Source organism: Nonomuraea sp. NPDC003804 (assembly GCF_040610675.1).
Lineage (GTDB): Bacteria > Actinomycetota > Actinomycetes > Streptosporangiales > Streptosporangiaceae > Nonomuraea.
In genome coordinates, this window is record NZ_JBEXMT010000001.1 from 431,885 (window position 1) to 448,498 (window position 16,614).

Annotated in this window: 12 protein-coding genes; 5 read left to right on the plus strand and 7 right to left on the minus strand. The window is 72.6% G+C overall.

From position 1 onward, the window contains the following. Window positions 1-66: 66 nt before the first annotated feature. From ABZX22_RS02020 to ABZX22_RS02030, 3 genes are all read right to left on the minus strand, one after another. A complete protein-coding gene (locus ABZX22_RS02020; RefSeq protein ID WP_354905097.1) occupies window positions 67-1,692 on the minus strand; it encodes an RNA polymerase sigma factor in 1,626 nt (541 codons plus the stop codon). A 241-nt stretch (window positions 1,693-1,933) separates the two neighbouring features. After that, the gene (locus ABZX22_RS02025) at window positions 1,934-4,027 is read right to left on the minus strand and encodes a SpoIIE family protein phosphatase (protein ID WP_354905099.1); all 2,094 of its coding nucleotides are present in this window, start codon (window positions 4,025-4,027) and stop codon (window positions 1,934-1,936) included. Window positions 4,028-4,221: 194 nt separating this feature from the next. Continuing rightward, window positions 4,222-4,791: an HhH-GPD-type base excision DNA repair protein gene (locus ABZX22_RS02030; RefSeq protein WP_354905101.1), complete on the minus strand. Its 570-nt coding sequence runs from the start codon at window positions 4,789-4,791 to the stop codon at window positions 4,222-4,224. 189 nt (window positions 4,792-4,980) lie between these two features. Here ABZX22_RS02030 and ABZX22_RS02035 point away from each other — a divergent pair, with 189 nt between their 5' ends. The 5 genes from ABZX22_RS02035 (at window position 4,981) to ABZX22_RS02055 (ending at window position 9,096) form a co-directional block, all read left to right on the plus strand. Next, window positions 4,981-5,169 carry a hypothetical protein gene (locus tag ABZX22_RS02035; RefSeq protein ID WP_354905103.1) on the plus strand — a complete coding sequence of 63 codons (189 nt, stop codon included), beginning with the start codon at window positions 4,981-4,983 and terminating at the stop codon, window positions 5,167-5,169. 168 nt (window positions 5,170-5,337) lie between these two features. After that, window positions 5,338-6,855 (plus strand): hypothetical protein, encoded by a 1,518-nt coding sequence (locus ABZX22_RS02040; protein ID WP_354905238.1) that lies wholly within the window; start codon window positions 5,338-5,340, stop codon window positions 6,853-6,855. A gap of 11 nt (window positions 6,856-6,866) precedes the next feature. Then, complete coding sequence (locus tag ABZX22_RS02045; RefSeq protein ID WP_354905105.1) at window positions 6,867-7,622, plus strand: 5-oxoprolinase subunit PxpA; 756 nt, start codon at window positions 6,867-6,869, stop codon at window positions 7,620-7,622. After that, window positions 7,619-8,239: an allophanate hydrolase subunit 1 gene (locus ABZX22_RS02050; protein WP_354905107.1), complete on the plus strand. Its 621-nt coding sequence runs from the start codon at window positions 7,619-7,621 to the stop codon at window positions 8,237-8,239. The genes ABZX22_RS02045 and ABZX22_RS02050 overlap by 4 nt, the downstream gene beginning before the upstream one ends. After that, window positions 8,236-9,096 (plus strand): biotin-dependent carboxyltransferase family protein, encoded by an 861-nt coding sequence (locus tag ABZX22_RS02055; protein WP_354905109.1) that lies wholly within the window; start codon window positions 8,236-8,238, stop codon window positions 9,094-9,096. Before ABZX22_RS02050 ends, ABZX22_RS02055 begins: the two co-directional genes overlap by 4 nt. A gap of 64 nt (window positions 9,097-9,160) precedes the next feature. Here the strand turns inward: ABZX22_RS02055 and ABZX22_RS02060 are convergent, their stop codons facing one another. The 4 genes from ABZX22_RS02060 to ABZX22_RS02075 form a co-directional block, all read right to left on the minus strand. Beyond that, window positions 9,161-10,258, minus strand: coding sequence for a winged helix DNA-binding domain-containing protein (locus ABZX22_RS02060; RefSeq protein WP_354905111.1), 1,098 nt, complete (start codon window positions 10,256-10,258; stop codon window positions 9,161-9,163). 99 nt (window positions 10,259-10,357) lie between these two features. Beyond that, window positions 10,358-12,058, minus strand: a complete 1,701-nt coding sequence (locus ABZX22_RS02065; RefSeq protein WP_354905114.1) for an ABC transporter family substrate-binding protein — start codon at window positions 12,056-12,058, stop codon at window positions 10,358-10,360. Window positions 12,059-12,266: 208 nt separating this feature from the next. Next, the gene (locus tag ABZX22_RS02070; RefSeq protein ID WP_354905117.1) at window positions 12,267-14,606 is read right to left on the minus strand and encodes an AAA family ATPase; all 2,340 of its coding nucleotides are present in this window, start codon (window positions 14,604-14,606) and stop codon (window positions 12,267-12,269) included. Between the two features lie 89 nt (window positions 14,607-14,695). Beyond that, on the minus strand, window positions 14,696-16,459 hold the full coding sequence (locus ABZX22_RS02075; RefSeq protein WP_354905119.1) for a hypothetical protein: 1,764 nt from the start codon (window positions 16,457-16,459) through the stop codon (window positions 14,696-14,698). Window positions 16,460-16,614 lie beyond the last annotated feature (155 nt).

Genomic DNA, 16,614 nt, shown 5'->3' on the forward strand with positions numbered 1-16,614 from the left:
GGACTTCGCCGGACAAGCGGAAGGGGGTACGGCCCGCAAGGACCGTACCCCCTTCTCGCGCGACACCTAATCCAGGTAGTCGCGCAGAACCTGTGAACGCGACGGGTGACGAAGCTTGGACATCGTCTTCGACTCGATCTGCCGGATGCGCTCGCGCGTCACCCCGTAGACCTTGCCGATCTCGTCCAGCGTCTTCGGCTGCCCGTCGGTGAGGCCGAACCGCATCGACACGACGCCCGCCTCCCGCTCCGACAGCGTGTCGAGAACGGAGTGGAGCTGCTCCTGCAGCAGCGTGAAGCTGACGGCGTCGGCCGGGACGATGGCCTCGGAGTCCTCGATGAGGTCACCGAACTCGCTGTCGCCCTCCTCACCGAGGGGGGTGTGCAGCGAGATGGGCTCGCGGCCGTACTTCTGGACCTCGACGACCTTCTCGGGCGTCATGTCCAGCTCACGGGCCAGTTCCTCGGGCGTGGGCTCGCGACCGAGGTCCTGCAGCATCTGCCGCTGGACCCTGGCCAGCTTGTTGATCACTTCGACCATGTGGACCGGGATGCGGATGGTCCGCGCCTGGTCGGCCATGGCGCGGGTGATCGCCTGGCGGATCCACCACGTGGCGTAGGTGGAGAACTTGTAACCCTTGGTGTAGTCGAACTTCTCCACCGCGCGGATCAGGCCCAGGTTGCCCTCCTGGATCAGGTCCAGGAACAGCATGCCGCGCCCGGTGTAGCGCTTGGCCAGCGAGACCACCAGCCGGAGGTTGGCCTCCAGGAGGTGGTTCTTGGCCCTGCGGCCGTCCTCGGCGATCCACTCGAGCTCGGCCCTGACGTCGACGGGCAGCTGGTCGACCTCGCCGCCACCGAGCTGCTCCTCGGCGAACAGGCCCGCCTCGATGCGCTTGGCCAGCTCGACCTCCTGCTCGGCGTTGAGCAGGGGGACCTTGCCGATCTGCTTGAGGTAGTCCTTGACGGGGTCGGCGGTGGCGCCGGCGGCGGCGACCTGCGCCACGGGGGCGTCATCGTCGTCGTCGGAGAGGATCAGCACCTCGTCGTCGCTGGTGGCGACGGTCTCGGGCTTGGGCTCCTCCTCGGGCTCCTCGTCGGCCTCGACTTCGACCTCGACCTCGACCTCGTCGACCTCCAGGTCTTCGAGGTCCTCGAGCTCGACGTCGCCCTCGAGGTCGATGTCGTCCTCGTCGACGCCCTCGGGCGACTTCGGCTTGGTCGGTGCGGGCCCGTTGGCGGGCGCCTCGGCCTTGCCTTCCTTCTTGGCAGGCGCTGCCGCCTTGCGGGCCGCAGGGGCGGCCTTCTTGGCGGGCTCGGCCTTCTTCGCGGCGGGCCGCTCAGCGGAGGCTGCCTCAGCGGCGACGACCGCGGTCACGGTCTCCGGCTGCTGCTCCTTTGCGGCCGCTGCGGTTCTCGTCTTGACGGGGGCAGCGGTACGGCGCTTTGCTGGACCACGAGACTTCTTCGGAGCCGCCGAGTCAGCGGCGGTCAGCCGGACGACGACGCCCTCTTTGCTGAGCGTCCGCAGGACCCCCGCGGCTTGCGACATGGGGATGTCCGCCTCCTCGAAGGCCTGACGGACATCCTCGGACTCGAGGAACCCCTGCGAGCGCCCACGCTCGAGCAGTCGCTGAATGACGGGCTCGTTCAGCTCTGATGGCTTCGAGCGAGTCGAACTTGCAGGCGACACGAACACCTCTCGAACGAACGCGTGGCGACAATGGACCCAGATGCCCGCTGGGGGGCTATGCCTCTCTAGGAGATCGGTGCGGCCGTGCGGAGCGCAAACGGACCATCCAGCATTCTGGCACGACCCGGCACTCCATACGGCCACCTCCCGGCGGTTGACCTCCACCCTAGGCCGACCGGAACAGTAGTGCGTACGGAAGCGGTGCACTGATACCCGAAAGCAACCCTTATGACTGTTTCATTCAGTCACTCTTCGTGGCTGCGGGAACGTGAATCGCGAGCGCCGTGACGTCATCGTCCTGTTCGTAGCCGGACAACATGCGATCTACAAGGAAATCAAGCAGCATGTGCGGATTGTTTACGACTTCGTGTGGCGCTTCGGTCACAACCGAGCAAAGCTCCGCGAGTCCCGCGTCCAGCCCCCGCTTGCGGTTCTCCACCATGCCGTCGGAGTAGAGCACGGCGGTGTGCCCCGGCGGCACCACGAACCGGAACTGCCGGCGCGAGGTGGGCCAGCCGAGCGGCGTGCCGGGCTCGGCGTCGCACAGGATGGCGCTGCCCTGCGGCGAGATGAGCACGGGTGGCGGGTGGCCGGCCAGCGCCAGCGTGCCCTCGCCGGTGCCGGGCTCCACGACCATGTAGGCCAGCGTGGTGACCTGCTCCTCCTCCTCGGTGGCGTCGAAGACCCTGTCGAGCCCCGTCAGCACGGCCGCGGGCGGCGGGTTGGTCAGCGCCAGGGCACGCATCGCGTTGCGGATGCGGCCCATGCCCGCGGCCGCCTTGACGCCCTTGCCCATGACGTCGCCGACGACCGCGGCGACCCTGCCGTCCTGCAGCACGAACGCGTCGTACCAGTCGCCGCCGACCTGCACGTGGCGGCTGCCGGAACGGAACCGCTGGGCCAGCACCAGGCCCTTGACCACCGGCAGCCGGTCGGGCAGGAGGCTGCGCTGCAGCGTCTCGGCGGTGCGGTGCTCGCGCTCGAACAGCGTGGCCCGCTCGACCGCCAGCGCGCACTGACCGGCCAGCGCCTCGAGGAAGACGCCGTCCTCCTGGGAGATCTTCTGCGGCCTGGTGAAGGAGAAGCGCAGCGCGCCCAGGGCGCGCCCGGCGGCCAGCAGGGGCAGTCCGACCCAGGCCCGCTCGTCGCTGTGGGCCAGGAAGGCCGTCAGGACGTCCTCGTCGCCTCCGGCGTCCAGCAGCTGGGCCTTGAGGCTCTCGGGCGACTCGGCGAAGACCGGGCGCCTGCTGTTGACGGCCATGGTCAGGACGCTGGAGTGCGACAGCGGCACGTCCTCGCCGGTGGCGCCCGGCACCTCGGGCACGCCGCCGCCGTTGACCAGCTTGAGCACGGCCCTGTCGAGGTCGAGCAGCGCCACCGCCGAGCGGTCGGCGGCCAGTGCCGTACGGCCGACGTCGATGATGACCTGCACCACCTGCTCGACCGTCAGCGCCTCGGCCAGCATCGCCGTGGCGCCCTGCAGCCTGGCCGTGCGCAGCGCGGCGGCGCCGAGCTGGTCGGTCAGCCTGCCGCGCATCTCCTCGGCCTCGCGCTGCGGCGTGACGTCGGTGTTGGCGCCCACCCACTCCACGACGCGGCCGTGCCGGATGATCGGCACGGCCCGCACCTCGAAGTGGCGGTAGCCGCTGGCTCTCGTGCGGACGCGGTAGTTCCACTCGAACATGGTGCGGCCGCGCAGCGCCTCCTTCCACACCTCCTCGGTGTGCTGGCGCTCGTCGGGATGGACGGCCTCCAGCCAGCCGTGCGCCAGGTACTCCTCCAGCCCCTGGCCGGTGATGGCGCGCCACTGCGGCGCGTCCTCGACCACCGCGCCCGTGGGCGAGGTGATCCACACCAGTTGCGACTGCGCCTCGACGAGGGAGCGGTAGCGCTCCTCGCTGCGCCGCAGGTCCTCCTCGGTCTGACGGCTCTCGGTGACGTCGGCGCCGATGAGCGCGACGGCGCGCAGCTCACCCTGCTCGTCGTGGACCGGCGAGAACGACAGCGACCAGTGCCTGGTGTCGCCCTCACCCGAGCGCACCCGCACGCGGCCCTCGGCGACCGGAGCGTCGCTCTCCACCACGCCCTGCACGGCGTGGGTGATCAGCCGGCTGAGGTCGGCGGTGAGGGTCTCGGCGGGTGTACGGCCCGGCAACCGGTCCGCGGGCACGCCGACGACATCGCTGAACACCTCGTTGACCCGGTCGAAGCGCCCCTCGGGGTCGAAGAAGGCGAAGGCGAACTCCGCCTCGGACATCAGGCCCTTGAACAGGCCGGAGTCTGAGATGTCCACACCCGACTCCCGGGGACGGGGCACGGAGGTCTCGGCGCTCATGGTCGGCACCTCCGTCGCGTGCCAGGGTCTCCCACGCGGCACATCTCCATAACTGTGTATCGGTGTAGCGCAGCTCCGGGCGACCGGATTCTGCTGTACATCATCGGCGATGGGCATGCACGGACGGAAGCCCCGGCCGCCATACGGTCAACGCATCCTGTCAAAGTCGCTCCACTGTGCGCAGCAAGATCAGGCTACTTGCCCTTGGCCGCCTTCTTGGCCTCCTGTTTGGTGGCCCGCACCTTCTCCAGGCTCTCGCCGTCGACGACGTCGGCCACGGAGCGGAACGACCCCTCCTCACCGTAGAGTCCCGCGGCCTCGCGCCAGCCGTCGGGCTGGACGCCGAGCTGCTTGCCCAGCAGGGCCAGGAAGATCTGGGCCTTCTGCTTGCCGTACCCGGGCAGGTCCTGCAGCCGCCTGAGAAGCTCCTTGCCGTCGCTGACGTCCGCCCACAGCAGCTCGGGCCTGCCGTCGTAGTGCTCGACGAGGTAGGCGGCCAGCCGCTGCACCCGTTCGGCCATGGACTTGGGGTAGCGGTGGACAGCCGGCTTCTCGGCGAGCACCGCCGCGAACGCCTCTGGATCATAGGCCGCCACCTCCTCGGCCGTCAGCTCGTGGCCCAATCTCTGCGAGATCGTGAAGGGGCCGGAGAAGGCCCACTCCATCGGGATCTGCTGATCGAGCAGCATGCCGACGAGCAGGGCGAGCGGACTGCGGCCGAGCAGTTCGTCGGCCTCCGTCCGCTGGGCGAGCTGGATGCGCATGGAACCAGCTTCGCATGAAAGGAACTTCCAAGAAGCGAACACAGGCGCCACAGAGGGTTGACAGCTGCCCGAGAACCGGTGGAATGGGAACGCACTCCCCAGCTTGACCGTTCTTGGGGTTTTGCCCCGTGGCTCCAGAGGAATCTCACTCCTATGCTCGCACTGGCCACTCGACTCATACGGGAACCGGTGAGCCTGCGCCTGGCCGCCGAATTCCTGACCGTGCCCATCGAGACCGTCGACCGCTGCGTCGCCGACGCTCTCGCCTGCGTCGAGCACCTCGGCATCGAGGCCACGCCCGACATCGTCGAGCGGATAGCCCGCGAGCACCTGCTCGCCATCGTCAACTCCGCGCCGCCGCCGCGCCCGCCCCGATAACATCAAGACCCGGCCTGCTTTCGTCTGGCGGACGGCGACGGCCGGTCAAGCCTGGTTTCTCATTGGTAAACGCACCGTTTCCGCCTGGAATGCGAGAGAGTGGAGGGCGTGCGCCGACACCGACGAGACCCCAGGGAGAGCACTCCGCCTGACGACGTGTTCGCCGAGATGGTGCAGGCGGCCCGCGAGCTGCTGGCCGTCCGCAGTCCCCTCGACGCCGAACTCATGGTCTCCGACATGGTCGGCGCCTGGTGGGGCCGCAGGGTGCGCGGGGGCGACGTCGAGCAGGTCCTGGGCGAGGGGCTGGTCGACTACGCGGCCAAGGCGGGCACGCCCGCGTCGCTGACGCTGCTGATCTGCCTGGCCTACCTGGGCACGGCCCGCCAGGGCGCCAAGGCCGAGGGCGCGGCGCTGGCGATGATGGAGTCGGGGGTGGCCAGGCCGGGATGGGCCGACAGGGTCGGCGCGGTGAAGCCGACCGGGTGCTACGTCTCGCGCGACGCCTACGGCGACCAGGACACCGTGATCTGCACCTTCGGCTACCGGTGGAGCGAGGAGCGGACCGAGGGCGCCCACGCCGCGGCCGCCCACCCGCAGGACCGCCACGCGCTCGTGATGGTCGTCGACTACAACATGTCGGGCATGGCCCGCGACGCGTGGGTCTCCACCCACGTCGACAAGCTGCTCGACGAGGCCCGGGCGGAGGCGGAGGCCAACCCGATGCTGCTGTTCGAGGAGGTCGAGCCGCAGCAGGCCAGGGCACTGCTGGAGTCGGCGATGCGGGCCACCCGCGAGCCGAAGAACCCGCCGCCGGTCAGCGACAGCTACAGCGCCTACCACGCCTTCGCCAGGTCCAGGCTGAAGGCGCTGCCGCCGGGACGCAGGCGGCCCGCCCCGCTGCACAGCGAGGCGCCCTACAGCAGGGAACGCAGGGCGATGCTGGCCGCCGAGTTCCTGGCCTCCGACGCGGCCGAGCACCTGTCCGACCCGTCGGCCGCCTCACGCTGCGCCGACCACATCATCGACTACGGCTGCGAGCAGGACTTCGACCGCCCGCTGCGGGTCAGCCCCACCAAGTGCGAGACGTTCCTGCTCGACTGGCTGCCGCGCAAGGTCATGCTCAGCCACGCCGAGCAGGAGGCGATGCCGCACGTGCTGGCGGCGTGGGTGCGGTTCGCCGCCCGCCGTACCGGGCTGCCCGAGCAGGGGATCGCGGCCACGCTCGACGGGGTGTGGGAGGCCACCGCCCGCTTCCCCGACGCCTACCGCGATCCGGCCTCCTTCGGGCTCGACATGGCGCTGATGGAGCGGCTGCTGCCGGACGGCGACCTGTCGGCGCTGGCCAGGCGGGTGTTCGCGTTCCCGATCCTGCAGGGCAGGCACGGCGACATCGACCTCGACACGCTCAACCCCGCCGACGAGGCCGACCGGCGCATCCTGCTGGAGATCGACCACGTCGGCGAGATCGACGAGCAGCACCTGGCCTGGCACGAGGAGATCGCCACGCGGCTGTGGGAGGGCGATCCGCCGCAGCTGTGGGAGGCGGCGCAGCGGCTGCTCGACCTGGGCCACGACCGGCACGAAGTGCTCCACGTCCTCATCGAGATCGTCGAGCGCATCGGCGCCGACCCCGAGGAGCTCGCGTCCGCGCTGGATGACATCGCGGACATCCCCGACGGCCTGTAGCGTCATGACCTATGGTGATCGACCTCAACGCTGACCTCGGAGAGGGCTTCGGCATCTGGCGGCTCGGTGACGATCTCGCCCTGCTCGACATCGTCACCTCGGCCAACGTCGCCTGCGGCTTCCACGCGGGCGACCCCGTGACGATCAGGCGCACCTGCGCCGCGGCCGTCGACAGGGGGGTGACCATCGGGGCGCAGGTGTCCTACCGTGACCTGGCCGGTTTCGGGCGCAGGGAGATGGACGTCGAGCCGGAGGAGCTGTGCGCCGAGGTGCTGTATCAGCTGGCCGCCGTCGACGGGATCGCCCGGGCGATGGGCGGCCGGGTCGCCTACGTCAAGCCGCACGGCGCCCTCTACAACCGGGTCGTGCGTGACCCCGTGCAGGCCGCCGCGCTGGTCGACGCGGTGCTCGACTACGACGCCGGCCTGCCCGTGCTGACCCTGCCCGGTTCGGTGGTCCACACGGCGGCGGCCGAGGCGGGGGTCCCGACGGTCACCGAGGCGTTCGCGGACCGCGCCTACACGCCGGCGGGCACGCTGGTCTCGCGCCGCGAGGAGGGCGCGGTGATCCACGACCCCGGCGAGGTGGCGGCGCGGGCGGTGCGCATGGCCGTGGACGGCACGGTGACCGCGATCGACGGCTCGGAGGTGTCCGTCAAGGCGCGGTCGGTGTGCGTCCACGGCGACACCCCCGACGCGGTACGGCTGGCGCGTGCCGTACGGGACGGCCTCCTGGAGGCCGGGGTGGCCATCCAGTCCTTCGCATGAGCCTGGTCAGGCCCGCCGGAGAGCACGGACTGCTGGTGGAGACGGGGTCGCTGGCGGCCTCCCACCGGCTGGACGCGCTGCTGCGCGCCGAACGGCCGGCCGAGGTCGAGGAGATCGTGCCAGGGCCCGAGACGGTGCTGGTGGTGGCCAGGGGCGGGGGCCAGTCGCGGCTGCGCGCCCGGCTGGCCGAGCTGGCCGATCTCGCCTCGGCCGGCGGCGATTCGCCGGCGCTGTCCGAGAAGGTGGTGACGATTCCCGTCGTCTACGACGGGGCGGACCTGCCGTCGGTCGCCGCCGAGACGGGCCTGACCGTGCCCGAGGTGATCGCCAGGCACACGGGCACCGAGCTGGTGGCCGGCTGGCTGGGCTTCGCGCCGGGCTTCGCCTATCTGACGGGGCTGGACCCCGTGCTGCACGTGCCCCGCCTGACCACGCCGCGCACGTCGGTGCCCGCGGGCTCGGTGGCGATCGCCGGTCCCTACGCGGCGGTCTACCCCACGGCCTCGCCCGGCGGGTGGCGGCTGCTCGGCCGCACGTCGCTGCGGGTGTGGGACGTCCACGCCGACCCGCCGTCGCTGCTGCCGCCCGGCACCCGGGTACGCTTCGAGGCGACATGATCGAGGTGCTCGCTCCCGGGCCTTACGCGACGGTGCAGGACCTGGGCCGGCCCGGCTACGCGCACCTGGGCGTGCCCCGCTCCGGGGCCGCCGACGCCGCAGGCCTGCGCCTGGCCAACCGCCTGGTCGGCAACCCCGAGGGCAGCGCGGGCCTGGAGCTGACCTTCGGCGGCGCCAGGCTCCGCTTCCTGAGCGGCGCGTGGATCGCGGTGACAGGGGCGGCCTGCCCGCTGACGGTGGTCTCAGGGACAGGGGCGCACGGGATGGCGGTGCCCTTCTGGCTGCCGCCGGGCGCCGAACTGCGGGTCGGCGCGCCCGCCGCGGGGCTGCGGACGTACGTGGCCGTGCGCGGCGGCATCGACGTGGAGCCCGTGCTCGGCAGCCGCTCGACCGACTCGCTGTCGGGGCTCGGGCCCGAGCCGCTCCGGGCGGGCACGCGGCTGCCCGTGGGCGCCACCGGCGCGCTCGCGCCGATCCGCGCCGACCACGCGTCCGCGGGGGCGCTGCCGCCGCCGGTGCTGCGCGTGCTGGCCGGGCCGCGCGACGACTGGTTCGCGCCCGGCGCGCTGGCCGGGCTGTGCGCCCGGCCCTACGAGGTCACCCAGGACAGCAACCGGGTCGGCGTACGGCTGCGCGGCACCGCCCTGGAGTGGGCCCGCCGGGGCGAGCTGCCGAGTGAGGGCGTGGTGACGGGGGCGATACAGGTGCCGCCGAGCGGGCAGCCGATCGTCTTCCTGGCCGACCATCCGCCGACCGGCGGGTACCCGGTGATCGGCGTCGTGCTGGACGCCGATCTGCCGGTCGCCGCCCAGGCCCGTCCCGGCGACGCGCTCACCTTCAGGCTCGTGCGGCGCTGACCCGGCCGGGGCCGCGGACCAGGGCCCCTTCGGCGCGCCGCCCCTTCCCCGATGGCTGGGTTCGTCAGGCGCCGGGATCCTGCGCGGTGGCGGCCCGCAGCCTGGCGACGGCCGCGGTGAGCGGCTGCTCGGGGACCGGTTCGAAGAGCTCGAGAACCGGCTCGCCGTCCTTGCTCTCCCAGACGCCCGCCACGCGGCCCTGGTAAACCACGACCGGCGAGATCCACCCCGCCGCCCGGCTCACCTTCGACTTGACGCCGGCGGGGATGAGCGGCTCCAGGGAGCGGGGTGCGCCCAGGATGTACTGATCGAAACCGGGCAACAGGTGCACGGCCTGCGAAGGCTCGGTGGCCGCCAGGTCGTCGAGGTGCTCGGTGAGCGCCAGCAGCGGAGTGCCCTCCACGTCGACCTCGGTGAGCTCGGGAGCCAGGTCGCGGAACCAGCCCTTGAGCACGCCCTTCCTGGCCACGCCGCCGAACAGCCAGGTGTCGAAGGCCTCCGGCGAGGCGGGGCCGTGGGCGGCGAGGAACGCGCGCGCCAGCCGTACGCCCGCCTCCTCGAAGGAGGGCAGCGCGGCGGGCCATGACGGCAGCCACGCGCGCGGGGCGGTGAACGTCACCCTGCCCTCGCGCGGCGGGCCGTAGCAGAGCTCGCCGAGGCGGGCCAGCGGCTTGAGGAGCACGCCCCAGCCCGAGGTCAGGGCCTCGCGGAGGTGGTCGTCGCCGGTGCGGTCGACGACGGCCTCGACCAGTTCGTCGCGGGTCAGGGGGGCGCCGCCGAGAACCCGGGGGACGGCGTCGATGATCGCCTCGGTCTCCGCCGCGGTGACGCCGTGGCCGCGCTGCCACGACCCCTTCTCCCAGAAGCGCAGGGTGCTGAGGGCCGCGCAGTAGTCGGGCAGGTCCTCGGCGGGGACGAGGTGGAGGGTGCCGCGCATGATCCAGGTCTTGACCAGGGTGCGGTCCTGCCAGAGGGCGTGGTCGAGCTGCCCGGGGTCGGGGGTGGCGCTGCGGACGGCGACGGCCTGCCGGGTGGAGGAGGCGACCTGGTTCTGCAGGCCGCAGAGCCTGCGGGCGATCTCCACCGCGCCGGGGCCGTCGGCGGCGGCGACGAACTGGCGGCGCAGCCGCCAGGAGAGGACTTGGGGCCAGGTCAGTTTCACGGATCCACTTCTACACGGCGCCACCGACACAACCGCCGGCCGGTACGGCAGGCCGCCGGACGCCCGCCCAGGCAAGGGCGGGGCGCCAGGCGCGGCGGGTCAGGAGGTGAAGCCGATGTCCTGGTATCTCAGGTCGTAGAACCCTCGCGCCCCCATGTTGGCGAGCGCCGCCTTCGTCGCCACGATCTGCGGCCGCTGGTAGAGGGGCAGGACGTTGACCTCGTCCCAGATCAGCCGGTCGGCCAGGATGGTGGCCTGGCGGGCCTTGCCGGCGTCCAGTTCCTCCGTGGCCCGCTGCATGGCCAGGTCGATCTCGGGTGATCCGATGCGGGCCACGTTCGCGTTCCACTGCCGGGCGCCCTTGGCGTCGGTCGTCGCGTCGGCGTACGTGCCGTACCCGCTGGAAACCGGATACGGCGTCCCGAGATACGAAAAAGCCGTTATGTCGTAATTGCCGGGAATGATGTACTTCGGGAAGTAGTCGTCGGCCGGCACCGCCTGCAGCGTCACCTTCACCCCCAGCCGGATCAGCATGTGCTGCACCAGCTCGCCCTCCGACTTGGTCAGCTGCGAGCCCGCCGGCATGACGAAGCGCAGGTTCAGTTCCTTGCCGTCCTTGACGCGCGTCTGCCCCTTGAGCTTCCACCCCGCCGCGTCGAGGGCCGCCCTGGCCCGCTCCGGGTCGTGGTCGCCCACCCGTCCCGCGCCGCCCTCGTAGCCCTCGTGGGTGTTCATGAGGAAGTGGTTGTCCAGCAGCGTGACCGGCCAGTCGAGGCCCCGCAGGTCCGACTCGGCGATCGCGCGGCGGTTGATCGCCATGGCGATGGCCTGGCGCACGCCGGCGTCGGCGAGCACGGCGCTCTGGCCGTTCATCGTGATGTGGCGGAAGTCGGGACCGGCGGCCCGCCGTACGACGGCGCCCCGGGTGGCCTTCGACCGGGCGTAGCCGGGTGCGGACGGGCCGATGTCGAAGGTGTCGATCTCGCCGTTGGCGAAGGCGCCGACCAGCGCGTCGGCGTCCATGGCGCGGAAGACGATCCGGTCGAGCTTGGCGCGCTCGCCCCACCACGCCGGGTCGCGCACGAGGGTGACGGTCTTGGCGGTCCTGTCGAGCGCCTGGAACCTGAACGGCCCCGCGGTGACCGGGATGCGGTTCACCCACCCGCGGTTGAAGGTCTCCGCCGAGCCGTTGGTGGACCTCGGATAGAGCGGGGTGAACAGCGACTGCCAGTCGCCGAAGCGGTTGGCGAAGGTGATGACGACCTCGAAGTCGTCCTTGCCCCTGGCGACGGACGCGATGTCGCGGTAGCCGGTGGTCGAGCCGGCGCGGAAGCCGTCGGCGGCGCCGTTCATCGCCTTCCACTGGGCCTGGTAGTCCTGCCAGGTGATGGCCCTGCCGTCGGACCAGTGGGCCTTGGGGTTGAGGGTCAGCGTGACGACCTGCCGGGGGGTGGTGGCGGTGACCTCGGCGCCGAGGAGGTAGTCGGGGTTGGCGCTGACGACCGCCTTCTCGTCGCTGCGGAAAGGGGTGGGCATGAGGGCGTCGACGACGTTCTTGGCGTCGATGAGGCCGCCGTCGACGTGGTGGACGTTCCACTGGGCCGGGTACTGGCCGATCCCCCAGTGCAGCGTGCCGCCGTCCTTGACGCGGGCGCGGTCGACGGGGTTGATGTCGAAGGCCTTGACCGCGGCCGCCCTGTGCCCTGGTGGCCCTCCGGCGGCCGGTTCGCCGCCCGAGCAGGCCGCCAGGGTCACCGCGCCTGCCACGGCCATGAGCGCGACGAGCCGGGATGTTCTCACTGTTCCTCCTGGATCGCCTCGGGCGCGGCGGCGTGGTGGCGGGCGGCACCGGAGGCGGGAGGGCCGTCCCCGGCGGCGCGCTACGCCGCCTGGAACGTTCCCGCCCCAGGCCGGCGGACCAGATGGACGCGGGGGCCCGAGACATGAGCCCCGCCATCATCACCGATCGTAGCCAAACAGATACATGCTGCGATCGATATGGAGGAGGTCAGCGTCCCGCGAGCTCGTCGACGGCGGCGCGCACGTCGTCGCTGGTGATGGTGGTCAGCTCCGACTCGCTGGCGGCCTGGCCCAGCGCGGCCAGCCGTACGTCGCGGCGCATGGCGGCCCGCTCGAACAGGGAACGGGCGAAGCGGCCGTTGCCCAGGCCGTCGATGAGGCGCTCACCGCAGACCCAGGTGAAGACCTCGTCCAGGTCGGTGCGGGCCGCTTCGTCGAAGTGGTCGCCCGAGCGCTCGGCCAGCAGCACGGCGATCTCGGACAGCTCGCGCGGCGAGTAGCTGGGGAAGGCGACCTTCTGGTTGAAGCGGCTGGCCAGGCCGGGGTTGGTGGCCAGGAAGCGGTCCATCTCCCGCTCGTAACCGGCCAGGACGACGACCAGCCTGTCGCGGTCGTCCTCGGCCCGCTTGAGCAGCGTCTGGACGGCCTCCGCGCCGAAGGCGTCACCGCCCGCGTAGCCGGGGTTGACCAGGCCGTAGGCCTCGTCGACGAACAGCACCCCGCCCAGCGCCCGGTCGACCAGCTCGTTGGTCTTGATCGCGGTCGCGCCGAGGTGCTGGCCGACCAGGTCGGCGCGCTGCGCCTCGACCACGTCGGGCCGGGCCAGCAGGCCGAGCGCGGCGAAGATGCGGCCGATGACGCGCGCGACGGTGGTCTTGCCCGTACCGGGCGGGCCGACGAAGACGAAGTGCCGCATCTGCGGCGGCGTGGGCAGCCCCCGCTCCTGCCGCATGCGGGACACCTGGAGCTGGGCGGCGATGGCGTGGACCTGCCGCTTGACGGGTTCGAGGCCGGCCATGCGGTCGAGGTCGGCCAGCGCCTCCTCCAGCGTCGGCGTGGCGGTGTAGCCGCGGAAGCGGGCGGTCAGCTCGTTGAAGGCCTTGGTGACGTCGGCGACCGTCGTGGTCGTGAGGTCCTCGGTGCTCGGCGTGCCGCCCGCCCCGACCACGCGCACGTCGCGGGCCTGCGCGGCGGCCTCGACCAGGCTGCGCACGAAGCGCGCGTTGCCGAGCTCGTCGACCAGGCCGCGGCGCTGGACGTCCTCGAACAGGCCGAGCAGCGCGGGCCTGGCCTCGGCGGCCAGCCGGTCGCCGCGCCGCTTCTGCAGCAGGTCGGTGATCTCCAGCAGCTCGGCGGGCGAGTAGCTGGGAAAGCGGACCCTGGTGGCGAACCGCGACGACAGCCCCGGGTTGGAGGCCAGGAAGGAGGTCATCTCCTGCTCGTAGCCCGCCAGGATGATGATCAGGTGCCCGCGGTCGTCCTCGGCCCGCTTCAGCAGGGTCTGTACGGCTTCCGCGCCGAACCTGTCGGGCTGTCCCTCCGAGGAGTTGATGAGGCTGTAGGCCTCGTCGATGAACAGCACCCCGCCCAGCGCCCGGTCGACCAGCTCGTTGGTCTTGATCGCCGTCGCGCCGAGGAACTCCCCCACCAGGTCGGCCCGCTGCGCCTCGACCACGTAGGGCGTCTCGAGGAGGCCGAACGCGTAGAAGATCTTGGCGACCGAGCGGGCGACGCTGGTCTTGCCCGTGCCCGGCGGCCCGACGAAGACGAAGTGCCTGGTCGGCCGGTCGGCGGGATATCCGGCCTCGGCGCGCAGCCTGGATGCCTCGATGGAGGCGGCGATGGAGCGGACCTGCTCCTTCACCGGGGCCAGGCCGACCATGCCCTCCAACTCGGCCAGCGCGTCCTCCACCGAGATCGGCGGCGGCGGCGCGGCCCTGTCGGCGTGCTGCGGGTGGCCCGGCTGCGCCTCGCGCGCCCTGACCCGGACGGGCTCCTCCGCCACCAGGTCGGCACGGGCCTTGCGGGCCAGGACGAAGCGGTGCACGAGGACGGCGGCGGCCGCGCCGTACGCCGCCCAGACCGCGATGCCGTCGGAGACGGGAGACAGCGCGGCGGCCAGCGCGCCCGCGGGAAGCAGCGCCATCAGCGCCGTCACCCAGGGCGGCACCCAGCGGATCAGGTGCGCGCCGGCCGCGACGGGCAGCGCGAGCACCATGAGAAGGGTGGGCGCCATGGACGGCGCGGGGAACAGCATCACGAACACCGGCAGCAGGCAGCCCCATCCCAGCAGCACGAGCGCGGTGGCGGCGGCGCGGGGGAAGCGCAGGGTGAGCGCGACGAAACCGAGCAGGACGAGCGTGACGAGGAAGGTCTTGAACAGGTCCCAGCCCATGGCGGCCGCCAGACCGACCGCGCCGACCAGGACGCCGACGTGCATCACCCTGCGTATGGCGGGAGGAAGGCGGAAATAGCGCAGCCGTACCTGTTCAAACAGATCCCGCGCCGCGGCCCGCCCCGCAGAGCGAGTCCTGTCGGAGTCCCGCATCACGCCTCCCCGGTTCGACCCCGGTTATACCGCACAGGCGTCGCCGCCGCGCTATACGGCGCGCGTGAACGCGGCGATTCGGAGTGCCGCTACCGGCGCTGGTGCCGTCCGGGGAACTCGCCCACGAGGACCTGCTGGGGCGTCACGCGCAGCACGTCGGATTCGGGGTCGGGCAGGGCGACGCCGCGGATCTCCGCCCAGAGGCGGCGGTGCGCCGCGTCGGCGGCGAACAGGGCGACGCGCGGGTCGCGCTCGACCGCCTCCCACGCCTCGGCTCCGGCGATCAGCCGCAGCTCGCCCGAGGCGGTGACGGAGGTGACGGCGCCGACAGCCAGCGCGCGGGGGCCGAGGGGGTCGGCGCAGGCCAGCACGATCTCACGGGAGGACGTGACGGCCTTCATCGTCTCCGGGGTGAGCCGCACGGGCGGGCCCGCCCCCTCCATGACCGGCTCGGCCATGATCAGGGCGGCCCGCCACGGGCCCGGCGCGCCGCGCCACCAGGCGCGTGCCGCGCGCAGCCCGAACACCGCGGCCGCCGCGGCCAGCGCGCCGAGCACCAGGCGCCACGCCCACGCGCCCACCTGCTCGCCGCCGGGCACGAGCAGGGGCATCAGGCTCGCCGCTCCCCCGGCCGCACAGGCCAGCGCGGCGGTCAGCGTGAGCGCGACCGCCGCCACCAGCCACCTGTCGGCGCCCGAGGCGCCCAGGCCGGCCAGCCCTCCGCGCCGCCTGACCCGTGCCAGCAGGTACGGCAGGGCGAGCGCGGCCAGCCCCGCCGCGGGCTGGGCCACCATGGCGGCCGCCGCCAGCGCCGCCAGCGCGGACCAGGACCTGACCAGCACGATCCAGAGCGCGACGGCGACGTCCCGGCGCGCGGCGCGCTCGCCGTAGGCGGCCGACAGCTGGGCCAGGGCGAGCACCGGCCTGCCGCGCCAGGCCTCCGACAGCACGCGCAGGACGGCCAGCACGGGCGCGTTGAGCAGCACGATTCCCGCCAGCCCCGCCCAGAGCGGGTCGGCGAGGGGCACGAGCAGGGAGGCGGCGTAGGCGAGGACGGCGATGCCTGCCGTCGCCACCGACAGGCCGAACCACCGGTCGCGGCCCAGCATGACGGGGACGACGGACCAGATCCGCACCCTGCGGGCCTGGCGGACGCTGGCCGCGCCCACCAGGACGAGGGCGATGATGCCGACCAGTCCCAGCGGCGCGGCCGGGACCGGACCCGTGACCACCAGCAGGCCCGAGGCGGCGGTGGCGACGGCGGGCAGCAGGCGGGCCTGGCGCGACCAGACCTCGAGGGCGCGCCTGGCCCGGCCGGTCTCGCGGGGGTCGATGGTCCAGGCGGGGTCGTGGTGGGCGCGCGGCGGGTCCCAGCGCAGGAGGGCCAGCCCGTGGTTCACGCGGGCGGGGGCGTGCGCGCCGTTCCTGCGCAGCGCGGCCAGGTAGGCGGCCGCCGCGCGTCGATGGTCGCCGCGCAGCAGCGCCAGGTCGCCGGCCATGGCATGGGGTTCGGGCGCCTCCGGGGCGAACCGGGCCGCCGCCGCGGCGCTGTCGGCGGCCTCGCGCCAGCGCCCGGGGACGCGGCGCAGGGCGGCGCCGAGCCGCAGCCGCGCCTGCCACGAGCCTGGCGCCAGCCGCACGGCGCGCTCCGCCTCCCGTACGGCCTCGGCGTCGCCGCCGAGCCGTTCGAGGGCGAGGCTGGCCAGGCGGTGCGGCCACTCGTCGGCGGGCTCGAGGGCGACGGCTCGCCGCGCGGCCTCCAGCGCGGCCTCGGGGCGCTCGGCGGTCAGGTGGGCGAGAGCGACGGCGCACCATCCGGCAGCGGAATCCGGTTCCTCGCCGTCGCTCCCCACCGCTCCATGATCCGTTCGTGCAGGTCGTTGCGATAGATCAGGACATATGGCTGTATCTCACTAGAGAGGTGGAAGCACTCCATGTGATCAGTCGATCCGGGTGTGCCACGTGCCGGACATCGCCTAAGCTGCCACGCATGTTCCATGACCGAGGC